The following is an 11,467-nucleotide window of genomic DNA, read 5'->3' on the forward strand; positions in this document are numbered from 1 at the left end:
GGAAGATTAATCGAGCTTGGGAGATGGGATTGTCATTAGTGAGCATGTTGAATGATTTAGTCACCTTGGTGAAGAAGGATGGCACGGTTCAAAAGGAAGGCATAAAGGCCCAGGTATCTACCGGCCTGATCATCACGTCTGACGCGAACCTGCCAATTGAGCCGGGCGATCATTTTATTCGTATCCAACCGAGCGGACTGGCAGAGGATTACATCGTCATTGACCCTGGATTTATGTCCGGCGGCAGAGGTCTCATCCCGCCACATTTCCAATCGAAGGTTCGCCGCAGTGATGCGCCTGTCGCTCCGCCATCGACGATCATCAACAACATCCACAATCACGGCCCGAACAGTAGGGTGAATATCAACTCGGTCGACAATTCGACGAATACGTCGATCAGCATCCAGCCTCTGGAAGTCGCCTCGCTTATCGAAAAGATCAAGCCTCATCTTTCGTCACTGCCTGAAGACACAAGAACGAAGATGGCGGTGCCGATTGAACTGCTCGAAACCGAAATTCGATCCGGCAAGCCGAGTAGCTCGGTTCTGACGGAAGGCCTCAAGTCGATGAAGGTAATTTCGGAAGGCGCAGCAGGAAATTTAGTCGCGGCTGGCATCGGAGCGATGATTGGTCCGATGCTGGGCGGCTAGATTTAGATTATTAAACCTACACGAGCCCAGTTAAGCCAAAAGCGCATCAAATTCCGAGCGCGAGCATCTCCTGCGCCCAGGCATCCATGCCATCCTTGATCAGCGTGTAGACTTTCTCGGCCGATCCGTCGTTGAGCGTGAGCGTCAGGTACGTGAACGGCGTGAGTGACCCGCTCAGGTGCGTCACCCCTACAAAAAATGCGTGACCGACCGATTCATCGGGACGCTGACCGTGCGACACAAAGAGTGCGTTGGGCCGGTCAAGCTGCCCATGCTTGTGGCTGTCGTGGGCATCTCTGATTTTTGCCAGTGCCGGATATCTCTGGCCGAGATCATCACGATACGACCGAGGCTTGCGGCCGATATTATGGGCTACGACTTCAGCGAGGATATCGATTTGCGAGAGCGCATGAATAGCGAGGTGTTTGGACGACTGATTGACCTTCCAATGGTCGACCGAAGGCACGACATACTCGCTCAAAAAGTCTGCTGGATGCATGGAAAACACTCTTAATTTGTCAATTCATGATGCTACAACCGAGTATATTGGCAATACAGAATCTTGCTATAGCAGCATGATCACAAGGGACATGTATGAACAAGATTGTAATCGTCGCGGTCGCCATGGGAATGCTGACCAGTACAACGGTTTTGGCACAAGAAGGATCGATGCCAACGACACAAGGATTGCTGGAAAACATCTGCATTGGCAGTCGTCTTGACGAAAAGCTACTTGAGCCGTTCGTTCAACAGACGGCCACTTTCTTCAAAGCAAAATCGATGAAAATCGAGCCTGAAATGCTGCCATCGGTCAATCCAGATGCGACATCAGGCTGGGTGATCGGAAAAGGTGACAGGTCATTTATTGTAGCGTTCGCCAAGAAGGTTGTAGAGGGCACGCCAAGCATCAGTTGTTCTGTAGCCACGCAAGCGGATGATAACGCGGTTGCGGCTCTGAGGCGGTATATTGAGACGACCTACAACACCCGGAAAATTGCCGATCAGAAACAGGGTGGTACGACCGTTGCTGTTTACCGCGCGGAGTTGCTTGGTTTCTCATCTCCGAAGAAGTTCAGCGTCCAGCAAGTGCACGCCGGTGCTGGTCTGGATGGGATGGTGATGGTGTCTTTCTTCGACAGCTCTCCATGAAAAATCGACGTGATACGATCACCGGGTTCGACAGCCCGATCTTTAAGCTGCCAGCTTTGTCCCTATCATCTTCCGAATAATCCATGTGATTCCGAAAATGACAGTCGACAAGATCAGGACTGCAATAGCAGATACAACCGCGATCCCGCTTGTATTATAAATGGGTTGGCCGAGCACCGTCGGAGGTATGGCGTAAGCAACCCCTGTTATCGTGGTCAAAAGAACTAGGGTCAGACCCGTTGCCACAATACCCTGTCTAAAGACCTGTAAGCCTCGTAGAGCAGAGTATATGACCGTGGTAATCAGCATGATAATTGTCGCTATCATTCCACCAGCATAAGCCAGCGCTCGTGGATGCAAGCGTGCGAAAAGATCAGCGCGTTGTCCATCGGTCAAGTTTGCCAGTTGGCTGCCGGTGAGCTGTCCTGCCTCAAGGTCGGTGAGCAAAAGCATACCTGTTCCGGTTCTATAGGCACTAGTACCCATAAAATGGATCAAAGCCACAATCACGATTATGGCCACCAAAATAGAGATATTCCTGCCGTTTCGATTCAATTCTGTTGCCCCCACTGCATAGCGCGAAGAGGCATCAGAACTCACCCAAAAGTCAATACGTGGGCAGCTGCGACCGGTAGAGCTGCCAGGATGACAGCTCCAATGATTATTGCGAGCCCGATCCACCTAATGACGCCATCCTCATGATGGCCTGCTCGCGCGACATGATCCCGTATGGTGGATCAGGAGGCTCTTCAGATGGTGGTGACCAGCCGAGTTGCTCAAGGGTCTTGCCCGCATCGAACGGGTGGCTGACGACGTTACAGGCGGCATCGAGGGTCTCCTCGTCGAGGACGTTGTCAGGCTCGACAGGCGCATACTTATCAATCCAGGCCAAACTCTGGTGGTCGAGGATGCCGATGTTGTCCTGTGCCCATTGATGGAACGGAGCGGCTGGGTTGACGGCTGATTGGAGCGCATCGACCTCCTGAACCTGGGAAACGTGACCACGCTCAGGCTCGACCCATTCGGCAGTCTTTGTCACTAGATCGGTCGCATAGTCCCTGAGCGTCGTAATCGCCTCATACAGCCGGTTTCTGGAATCGATCATCCTGTCGAACGTGTAGACCCACTTATTTTCATCGGCGGAAGTTGTGACGGCGCGGTGATGAGACATTACCGAGCTTGAAAAGTCCTTGATCAGCTTGGCGTAACGATCCGTCTTCAGATTGCGCTCAAATCTATCGTGCTTTTGAGCGGCGACACGCTGATCCCACAGCGACGGCCCCAGCTCGCGTTTCGATCATCGACTTATGGCCATGCTGGCAGATATCGGCCTTATCAGCGTCCGACGGCAGCTCAATGCCGAGTGCGGCCGATACAGTCGCCAGGATATCGTCGAGGTCATCCGCAGGAACGATATCTTCCAGAGCCATGATCTCGTCGCAAGCTTCTTTAATGGCCTGACGCTCGGCGGGATCGGCACGGTGCCGGGCCGCAATTTGAGCCATTTGGGCGGTGCGCACCGCTTTACCGCCAAAACGGGATGCGGCATTTTCGATAACGTTGATCTGGTCGCGCGCAGCTGTGAGAGAGCCTTAGTCCGCTCAGCTTGATCAATTCTGTCGTAGTAAGCCTGCGCGGCCCTACGGAGGTCGCCGGACTTGCCCCAAGCTACGATCTGCTCGTATTTCACGAGAAACCGAAGCTCACGATCTTCGATGGCGCGGATATCTGAATTCAACGTTTCCTTCATTTTGGACATCCCCTTTTAGGATTTTTGTCTTGATTAAAATGGTTGGGTCAAAAAGATCATGGCGCAGATAGAATCGACATCCGCCGACGAGAATCTTGGCGACGCACCCCGCAGTTGTGTAAGGTCGGTCGTCTAAAGTCGGGGGCGTCATGAATTTCGTGAATTTTACTATCGGATCAGCAGGTCCGGCTCCGCAGACTTGGCTTTCGACAATCTTGCCGGGCCTTACGGTGGCTCTGGTCGCCGGTGTAGTGCTTTTCCTTCTCAACTGGCTGAGGGAGTGGCTGACCGCTCAATGGACCCGTAAATCAGAAGCCGAGGTGCTGGCTTTCAGCTTGGTCACGGAGTTTGACCGGCTCGTTGCCGCATGTTCGGAGGTTGTCGACGACCCACTGCATCAGGACAATCAAGGCGTTTGGGAGACCACGGTCAAAACACCGCGGATCGAGTTTCCGGATACATGGAAATGGGGTTCGTTTCCGACCAAGCTACAGTACAGAATTCGTTCGATTCCCAATAAGATTTATTTGGCCAACCGCAGTGTTAGCAGCCTGTGGGAGTATGGTGACGGCCCACCCGACTATGACGACTCTTTCGAAGAGAGGATATGGCGCTATGCCTGGATCGGGCTTGAGGCCGTCCTGATCAACGACATCCTGGCTAAGGAATATGGCGTACCATTGCTCGACAGAGGTGACTGGGACCCGGAAGAAAGGTTCAAGCGCGAAATCGAAAAGATCAGCAAACGTCGTGAGGACGAGAAGGCAAACCCTTGGCCGACCCCGGACTGGATGTTGCCGGATGTGCCGATTGAAGAATTGCAGGAGCGGTACGCGAAGCTCACGGCAGACCTGGAAGCGGCCTTGAAAAGGCAGGCGGCGCGATGAACGATAAGGTCAAGAGTTTCATTCTGGTCGGCACTGGGCTTTTCTCGGTTTGGATATCGAATGGTCAGCTGGAAGCATTCCATGCGAAGCTGAATAAGGTGTGCTACAAGACAGACCCGACGGGCACATATGGCGATTGAAATTTTGAAAGCAACTTGCTGTTTTTCACCCGTTTGCTGGCCGGGGTCGGCGTCGGCATGCTGGCGCACTACTTCGTCGTCAAAGAACACAAGTGAAAAAGGGCCTGAAGGGCCTTTCGGTCACCGCTTGAACTGGTGGCTCAGGAGATCGGAGGCGGTCTGCAGCCGGTAATCCGACAGGTTCACGACCTTCTTTTGCTTGTCCTTATCGGCCTGAGCCGTGCGGAGGGCTTGCTTTTCTTCGTCAATCGTCGGGTTTTTATCTTCGACCTTACGGATGCGAGCTACGCCAATGATGTTCCGGACTTTCTGGTAGAAATCGCGCACATCGATTAAAGCTTGCATTGCATCGCATCGATCTTTCCGCCTGGCGGTCCATACTTCGACAACAGCTTTTCCAGGTTACCGGCGTTGCCAATGGTAAAATCGTAGCTCGGGCTCTCAGGCTCTACGATCATCGTCTCGCTTGGTCAGCCCCTTGCTCTGGACCCCGACACGGTTTCAGCATCGTTCGAAATCAGGTCGGTACCTTGGAATTGCGCGCTGTCAGCATCACATTCCAACCCCGGGGAGACAACTGCCAGGCGGCATCGTGCAGTGCGGCATTGCCGGTGACCCGGGAAGATTTTACGTCCATGTGGCCGTGCCTAAGTTTGTGTGTGAGCAGGTGCCTCTGCCATGAAACAATACCGCAACGACTATCTTGAAAATAAATCTATTTAGGTCGAATACTTCAGTTGCTTGCAGCCGCAGCGTCTGTGCTCCAGTTGTGAATCATTGAGTTCATTCGGTGTTGCTTCAGATGACATTTAAGCTAGCTATTTCGGTGAAGAGTAAAACGCCAACCCGATGGAAGATAAAGAAGAGAGCAGATGGTGGCAGTTCAGGGAATAGATGAAGATGGTGTTGCGGCGCTCCCTCTTCTTAAGAGCTTTATCACAATGTTCAGTGCGGATTTTGACCTCCAGTTTCTGGATGCGCCGAAAAAGAACGCCAGCCTATATGCCGCTTGCGTGCTCACCCCCCGCAAAGAAATCCAATTAATGTTCGGCCTGACTCAGCCAATCCTGTCAATTTTTTTCGTGGAGGATCACCTTAAGCTTCCCCTTGCGGAGATCGTGGCCCGAGAATACCTGAACGTTAAGAAGGTTTGTGCTGACCCTGATCCTCGCTACATTTTTGTCTGCTCCACCGGCGAGAAAGCATCGCTTGCCAGTGATTTCTTATCAATGTTTTCCGAAGACTTCTTCATTTTTGTACCATTCGTGATCTCTGCGAAATTCAAATTGGATCAAATCAAACATTCCATATTCCGCAACATTGGGATCAAGGACTACTTTGAAAATTCCGATCCCATACGCTCCGATAACATGTTCTTCGGTCGACAGCGCCTTCTGACTAGCGCACTTGGAGCTGCACGCGATGGACAAAACATCGGAATATTTGGCCTCCGCCGGGTTGGGAAGACATCGATTCTGTTTTCCATCCAACGTGCTTTTGATCAACGGAAACTCGGGAAATTTGTGATCTTTTCCCTCGATGATCCATCGCGCGTACAGGCCAGCTGGTACCTCATATTATCACAGCTAGCGGATATCATCCATCCGAACTCGATCAAGGAGCGTTTTGACGAGAGAAACGCGGCCACTATTTTCAAGGGGGTTATCAGAAAGTATCTGGAAGGTAATCCGGGTAAGGGGATTGTAATTGCCTTCGATGAGATAGAACATATCGTTCCAGGGACGGCTAAAGCGAGGTACTGGGAGGAGGGGTATTTTTCTCTCATGGACGTTCTCCGCGCAATCTCGCGAGATTTACCAAAATTTTCGATTATGATTTGCGGTATAAACGCAAAGGCGGTTGAGCAAAGCCATTTTTTTGGAATGCCAAATCCTATTTTTAACGGAATGAGCGTAATTGATGTCCCAATGTTCTCCCTGGACGAAACAAGCCATATGGTCACACGCCTCGGTTGGCACATGGGAATTCAGTTCAGACCGGAAGCGATAGAGCTGATCCAGCGGGAGTATGGCGGGCACCCTCTTCTTGTAAGGCAGTTTTGCAGCAAGATGTTCGCCAAAATGCAGGAGCATGGAGAAAGCTGGCCCTTCACTGCTGGTCGACATGAAGTGGCTGCACAAATGGATGTTCTTCGGCCGCAGCTTCACTATTGGGCAAACTATATATTCTACACCCTAAAAGACTTCTATCCGGACGAATACGACATGTTACGCGTTTTGGCGCAGGGGGATGCTACCTTCTACGCCTCAATGGAAGAGAGCAGCCCGGAGTTCGCGACACATCTGCGAGGCTATGGGCTCGTCATCGGAAAGCCGCCGAAGCTTTCCATGCCCTTTCTTGCTCGGTATCTTTCCAGCCCAGAAAACGGAGTGATCGATGACATTGCTCTGGCGAGCGCCGAGGCATTCACGACACCGACTGATGCAGCGCGTGCTTACGACTATCTCGTCATAGCAGCGCTTGACGAAGAGTTTTCAGCGTTTGTGAAAGCTCTCAACCGCAACAAGCTAGTTGAGCTGAAACTTGAAAATGACATGCCATATACCTTGTATGAGGTCATCCTTGCAGGCGGCACGAGTAAGACGAAGAAGCGCGTCCTGGTGTGCACCCCTGATCGATCAGGACCTTTCACTATGCAGAACCTGGTGCTGCATCTACACTTCAAATTCGACATCAAGCACTACATCTTAATCGGGATATGTGCTGGTTTGCGATCCAAAACGGATATCGGAGATTTAGTCATTGCTGATCAGATAATAGATTATTCACAGGGGAAACTCACCAATGATGGCATGGAGGCGCGCCCTTTGGTATTCCCAGCAGGAGCGTGGCTTCACAATGCAGCCAAACGGTTTAAGCGATTCAAGTGGCCAAGCGGCTTCCTGCCTAAGGAAGTAGGGACGATCCGAGTCGGTAACGTAGCATCTGGTCCGCTTGTCTTCGCAGATAACAACTCGCTGAAACGCATCGCTACAAGCTGGCCGAAGCTCATAGGAGCTGAGATGGAAGCTGCCGGTGTATTACACGCACTTCATAGTATCGGGCAAGGCGACCGCTTGTTAGTAGTAAAAGCAGTCAGTGATTTCGGAGATGCGTCGAAAAACGATAGTGCCCGGAATAAATGCTGTGCTGCATCTGCTGCTTTTGCTCTGCAATTCATTCGCTCTACAGAGCTTTCGGAGGTGGTGCATGGATAAATCCAGAGCCGATTTAGGATTGGAACACTCTGCCCGTTGGTTCGAGTATCATGCTGACCAGCGTCAAGATGTTTTCAAAATGTTTTTGCTGGTTTGCGCCGGTATATTGTCGGCATCAGGTTTTGTGATGCAATACAAGATAAATTTTGCTGTCGTCCCTGTTGGGTTCGTCGCAATCTTCTCGGCCTGCATATTTTATTTTCTAGATCGCCGATCCAGGCGACTGATCGAGATAGGAGAGGAAGCGTACGTTTATTTTTGGAAGACAGGTGGACTACCTGAAGAGCATTGCCCCGTTATTAAGTCGTCCGCAGCTCACCGCTTTGAAATCAGATACAAGCATGCCTATAACGCGATGTTCGCTTCTGTTGGAGGTTTCGGCCTACTTTTCTCGTTATACGGTCTAGTTGGCAACGTTGGCGTCACATTAGCAAATGGGTAGTTGATTGAACCTGTCAACGCTTTGCATGTTAGTTAGCCTAGGCGAGACCTTCATGCATTCCGCAGCTGCAGGGCTCTTCCCGAGGACAGCTGCACAGGTGCGCTGCTGGTTCTCGCGTTGGTTTTTACTGAGCAAGGGCAGGATAGGCCATCAGCGCCATCACCAATATCAAAAGCCATTTCGCCGTTCCTATCTCGCGCCTCTTTGTCGCTCGTCCTGATCACGTCCTACAACTTCGAGTCAAACATAGATTGCGCCTGGAAATCCAGGGTTAATGGCTACGCATTGGCAGCTAAAACATCGTAGCTTCCAACGCCTCATATGCAGCGGAATGACCTATAGCGTCCAATAACATTCATTATCGGACATCAAATCATGGGCTTATTGAGACAGGCTCTGCAACTTTCTGCATAAAGGGGTTGGTTGGGCGAAATGACACTTTAACGGGCGAAGTCCGCTGTTGGCCGATGCTGTAGAAAAACTCCAGCAGGCAGCTTTTCTTTCGGGCTCACTGAAATAATATTGCGCATGCCAAGCTACCCGAAGGACATCAGACGCAACGTGGTTCCATCTCTTACGCATCGTCGGAAAACTATACCTAACAATCCGGGCGAGGAGCCCATTAGACGCTAACGAGAGTTTTTCAACAGTATCGACCCTCTGCAGACGCTGGTGCTTGAGCCCTCTTGACCACCGCACACTTTCATCCACTGTTTAAAAAATGATTCTACACATATCGGATGACTAGGTGGCAGTATATTTTTTCGCTGAGCGGGACCCCGGTGGCGACTGGCGTTATTCGGTCAAGGTTGGCTATTCGAATGATATCCCAAGAAGGCTGCGAAACCTTCAGACAGGTAACCCTCGGGAGATCGCTGTCATGGGGTTCATTCGCACAAAGGACCGTGCGGAAGATCGGCGAGTTGAGTCCGATCTGCATAAGCGCCTCAAAGTCGATGTGGTACGTGGCGAATGGTTCAGTGTGGATTCAGAGCAAATCTTCGACGCACTCCATAGCCATTCTACCAACGCATTCCTTGCAACCGAGGGCGATCCTTTCGAAATCATTGGTCTCGATAGCGATGCCATCCCGATGTACGCAAGTCCCTGGCATTGGGGCGAGTTCGAGGTAGACGAATTCTGCCCGCGCTGTGGCTGGGCTTGCGGTTGGACAGAGGTTGAGACCGCAGGTGGAATGATGTGCCTAGAATGTGGCGCGCACGAAGCACACTATGAGGATAGGGGTGACGAGCCTGACTGGGACTAAGGCACTTGACGTGTTGAGATGAGATCAAGCGGTGTAGTACGCGGCGATAGGTTGCTGTTGCAGCGAAGGTTCGAAACTGCATGTTGCGCCGCAACATTCTAGATGCGGCGTGGGCACGACTTCGCAAATTCTGCTTTCTGCGCAAACTTGCCATGGCACTTGCTCTTAGGATGTTTCTTCGTTCCATCTCACAGCGGAAGTCTGCAGAATGCCCGGTCGCGATTCGTCAATGTGCAAATTAGACACCGCTTTCTGTGTTTCGGGCGCGCATAGTATTTTTATCATCCCCTTTGTTCTAATGATGAATTTAACGAAGGAGTAGTAGATGGTTCCGTTAGAAGAGCCGACGGTGAAGCAAGTCCAGGTTAGAACAGAAGATGGCTCGGCCATATCGCTTTACCAGTACGGCGATGGCCGTCAGGTGCTAAAGATCAAGGTTACCGATAAAGTTCGGAAGCACGTTTTCGATCAAGAAAATTCGCACGTCTTTCAGTCCGGCACTCACGAAATACTTCTCGCTGAGTACGAGCCGAAACATGAGTTGCTCATCACTTATCCGACAACACTCCTCCCCCAAAGCCCATACTTCGGCACAGATAAGTATCTGCTGGTGCAGCGTATCTCATTAGAGCGTGCGCGTCCGCTTTGGGACCACGAAGAGGACAATAGTATTGTTGGAAGTTTGCATCGACAGTTCCCATCTGGATTTGTCTGTGATCCCTTCGATGGCTTCGGCCTCATTTTCATGCTTCGATTTATCGTCGATGCCATTGAGGAGATCACGGAAGTGGAGGAAATTCGGCTATGCAAAGATAAGACTACTTCCTTTAGTAATGGAATTTTTCGGTTACCAATATCGATGTATGAGCGGATGCGGAAGACTTTAAATCGCACGCACAGGGCTGCGGTTGAATTTGCAAACGAGGAGAAACGCGCGTTCCTTCGCTCCGATCTTGTCTTGCCCTACCTTCCGGATCACAGTGGGAAGCCTGTGTTCAGGAGAACGAAAGCGGACCTGAAGGCTGTACTCGGTAGTGCCATTAATTCTCCCGGAAGGCGCTCACAAACACATCCAACCAATGAGTCTGCGGCGGTCAGGGTTGTGAAGTCCTCAGCTAAAGAGCTGATTGCAGAGAACCGTGAGGAAATCCTCGAACTAAATCGAGAGATAGAACTGGTGACCTTAGAGGACGTGATTAGCAAGTTTGAGGCTCGATTGGCAGATCGTAGCTTGAAAGAAGGTAGCTGGCAAAAATTCCTCTCGGTGAACCCATTCATTTTGCGTCTTGCATTCGGTTTGCCAGCAGTCGTTTTTAAAGAACAGATGCCTGTGGGTGGATGGGACTTTGACAACAAAGGCGGTAAGCTGGCTGACTTCGTAATGAAGAGCGGCGCTGTTGGTAATTTGGCTATCGTTGAGATCAAAACCCCAGAGGCGAAGTTACTGGGAAAGACAGCTTATAGAGGCGGAATTCATGCGCCATCTTCCGGCATCGCGGGTGCGGTTACACAGGTACTCGATCAACGTTATCTGCTACAGGACCACATTTCACAACTCTTGAGAAATTCGCAAGAGGAAGCGCATACTTATGCCGTTGGATGCATAGTAATTATCGGAACCACCCCTACTGTTGAATCCTATAAAAAATCCTTCGAACTGTATCGGAACAACCTCAACGGCGTTGTGGTCATCACCTTCGACGAGTTGCTTGACAAGCTCAAGGCACTTCACGCCTTCCTAGTTGAACCTCCTATTGAGGACGCAGCTGAAGATGACGATGTCAGCGAGATAAATCACTATGACTTCGACTTAGACGAGGATGAGGATGGCGACGAATAGGAAGAACCGAGGGGACTTCGTTCGTGTACTGTTGGCGTTCAGCCGAAGTCGGCTTCCGGCCTAAGCGGCTATCAGGAACGAGTTCCACCCGTGGATCGTATCGCGCGTTCCGAATCGCGATGGA

Annotated in this window: 13 protein-coding genes; 9 read left to right on the forward strand and 4 right to left on the reverse strand. The window is 51.2% G+C overall.

The window, feature by feature from the left end:
- Nucleotides 1-23: 23 nt before the first annotated feature.
- Nucleotides 24-650, forward strand: coding sequence for a hypothetical protein (locus tag ASF69_RS01560; RefSeq protein ID WP_244475360.1), 627 nt, complete (start codon nt 24-26; stop codon nt 648-650).
- A 46-nt stretch (nt 651-696) separates the two neighbouring features.
- Here ASF69_RS01560 and ASF69_RS01565 read toward each other — a convergent pair whose 3' ends face one another.
- A complete protein-coding gene (locus ASF69_RS01565) occupies nt 697-1,149 on the reverse strand; it encodes a hypothetical protein (protein ID WP_062585566.1) in 453 nt (150 codons plus the stop codon).
- Nucleotides 1,150-1,244: 95 nt separating this feature from the next.
- Here ASF69_RS01565 and ASF69_RS01570 point away from each other — a divergent pair, with 95 nt between their 5' ends.
- Nucleotides 1,245-1,799: a hypothetical protein gene (locus ASF69_RS01570; RefSeq protein ID WP_062584637.1), complete on the forward strand. Its 555-nt coding sequence runs from the start codon at nt 1,245-1,247 to the stop codon at nt 1,797-1,799.
- Nucleotides 1,800-1,841: 42 nt separating this feature from the next.
- On the opposite strand, the gene ASF69_RS01575 is transcribed toward ASF69_RS01570, so the two are convergent.
- Together ASF69_RS01575 and ASF69_RS01580 are read right to left on the reverse strand one after the other, a co-directional pair.
- Nucleotides 1,842-2,399 carry a hypothetical protein gene (locus ASF69_RS01575; protein WP_156461952.1) on the reverse strand — a complete coding sequence of 186 codons (558 nt, stop codon included), beginning with the start codon at nt 2,397-2,399 and terminating at the stop codon, nt 1,842-1,844.
- A gap of 61 nt (nt 2,400-2,460) precedes the next feature.
- Entirely contained in the window at nt 2,461-2,970 is a 510-nt protein-coding gene (locus ASF69_RS01580) for a hypothetical protein (protein ID WP_062584641.1), read from the reverse strand.
- A gap of 142 nt (nt 2,971-3,112) precedes the next feature.
- On the opposite strand from ASF69_RS01580, the gene ASF69_RS01585 reads away from it, so the two are divergent.
- From ASF69_RS01585 to ASF69_RS23010, 3 genes are all read left to right on the forward strand, one after another.
- The gene (locus ASF69_RS01585; protein WP_210173788.1) at nt 3,113-3,409 is read left to right on the forward strand and encodes a hypothetical protein; all 297 of its coding nucleotides are present in this window, start codon (nt 3,113-3,115) and stop codon (nt 3,407-3,409) included.
- 289 nt (nt 3,410-3,698) lie between these two features.
- A complete protein-coding gene (locus ASF69_RS01590; RefSeq protein WP_062584644.1) occupies nt 3,699-4,436 on the forward strand; it encodes a hypothetical protein in 738 nt (245 codons plus the stop codon).
- The gene (locus ASF69_RS23010; protein WP_156461953.1) at nt 4,433-4,576 is read left to right on the forward strand and encodes a hypothetical protein; all 144 of its coding nucleotides are present in this window, start codon (nt 4,433-4,435) and stop codon (nt 4,574-4,576) included. The genes ASF69_RS01590 and ASF69_RS23010 overlap by 4 nt, the downstream gene beginning before the upstream one ends.
- A gap of 120 nt (nt 4,577-4,696) precedes the next feature.
- On the opposite strand, the gene ASF69_RS01595 is transcribed toward ASF69_RS23010, so the two are convergent.
- Nucleotides 4,697-4,921, reverse strand: coding sequence for a hypothetical protein (locus ASF69_RS01595; RefSeq protein WP_062584651.1), 225 nt, complete (start codon nt 4,919-4,921; stop codon nt 4,697-4,699).
- Between the two features lie 527 nt (nt 4,922-5,448).
- Here ASF69_RS01595 and ASF69_RS01600 point away from each other — a divergent pair.
- From ASF69_RS01600 to ASF69_RS01615, 4 genes are all read left to right on the forward strand, one after another.
- On the forward strand, nt 5,449-7,794 hold the full coding sequence (locus ASF69_RS01600) for a hypothetical protein (RefSeq protein WP_062584652.1): 2,346 nt from the start codon (nt 5,449-5,451) through the stop codon (nt 7,792-7,794).
- The gene (locus ASF69_RS01605) at nt 7,787-8,236 is read left to right on the forward strand and encodes a hypothetical protein (RefSeq protein WP_062584655.1); all 450 of its coding nucleotides are present in this window, start codon (nt 7,787-7,789) and stop codon (nt 8,234-8,236) included. Before ASF69_RS01600 ends, ASF69_RS01605 begins: the two co-directional genes overlap by 8 nt.
- 748 nt (nt 8,237-8,984) lie before the next feature.
- On the forward strand, nt 8,985-9,503 hold the full coding sequence (locus ASF69_RS01610; protein WP_082469592.1) for a GIY-YIG nuclease family protein: 519 nt from the start codon (nt 8,985-8,987) through the stop codon (nt 9,501-9,503).
- A 325-nt stretch (nt 9,504-9,828) separates the two neighbouring features.
- Complete coding sequence (locus tag ASF69_RS01615) at nt 9,829-11,343, forward strand: Shedu immune nuclease family protein (protein ID WP_062584658.1); 1,515 nt, start codon at nt 9,829-9,831, stop codon at nt 11,341-11,343.
- Nucleotides 11,344-11,467: the final 124 nt, after the last annotated feature.

Source organism: Rhizobium sp. Leaf311 (assembly GCF_001423445.1).
Classification (GTDB): Bacteria; Pseudomonadota; Alphaproteobacteria; order Rhizobiales; family Rhizobiaceae; genus Agrobacterium.

What these genes read in the sequence shown, in the direction of transcription:
- ASF69_RS01580 (WP_062584641.1), bottom strand. Translation starts at nt 2,970, where the DNA reads ATGTCTCATCACCGCGCCGTCACAACTTCCGCCGATGAAAATAAGTGG.
- ASF69_RS23010 (WP_156461953.1), top strand. Translation starts at nt 4,433, where the DNA reads ATGAACGATAAGGTCAAGAGTTTCATTCTGGTCGGCACTGGGCTTTTC.
- ASF69_RS01590 (WP_062584644.1), top strand. Translation starts at nt 3,699, where the DNA reads ATGAATTTCGTGAATTTTACTATCGGATCAGCAGGTCCGGCTCCGCAG.
- ASF69_RS01565 (WP_062585566.1), bottom strand. Translation starts at nt 1,149, where the DNA reads ATGCATCCAGCAGACTTTTTGAGCGAGTATGTCGTGCCTTCGGTCGAC.
- ASF69_RS01595 (WP_062584651.1), bottom strand. Translation starts at nt 4,921, where the DNA reads ATGCAAGCTTTAATCGATGTGCGCGATTTCTACCAGAAAGTCCGGAAC.
- ASF69_RS01600 (WP_062584652.1), top strand. Translation starts at nt 5,449, where the DNA reads ATGGTGGCAGTTCAGGGAATAGATGAAGATGGTGTTGCGGCGCTCCCT.
- ASF69_RS01605 (WP_062584655.1), top strand. Translation starts at nt 7,787, where the DNA reads ATGGATAAATCCAGAGCCGATTTAGGATTGGAACACTCTGCCCGTTGG.
- ASF69_RS01615 (WP_062584658.1), top strand. Translation starts at nt 9,829, where the DNA reads ATGGTTCCGTTAGAAGAGCCGACGGTGAAGCAAGTCCAGGTTAGAACA.
- ASF69_RS01585 (WP_210173788.1), top strand. Translation starts at nt 3,113, where the DNA reads ATGCTGGCAGATATCGGCCTTATCAGCGTCCGACGGCAGCTCAATGCC.
- ASF69_RS01560 (WP_244475360.1), top strand. Translation starts at nt 24, where the DNA reads ATGGGATTGTCATTAGTGAGCATGTTGAATGATTTAGTCACCTTGGTG.
- ASF69_RS01570 (WP_062584637.1), top strand. Translation starts at nt 1,245, where the DNA reads ATGAACAAGATTGTAATCGTCGCGGTCGCCATGGGAATGCTGACCAGT.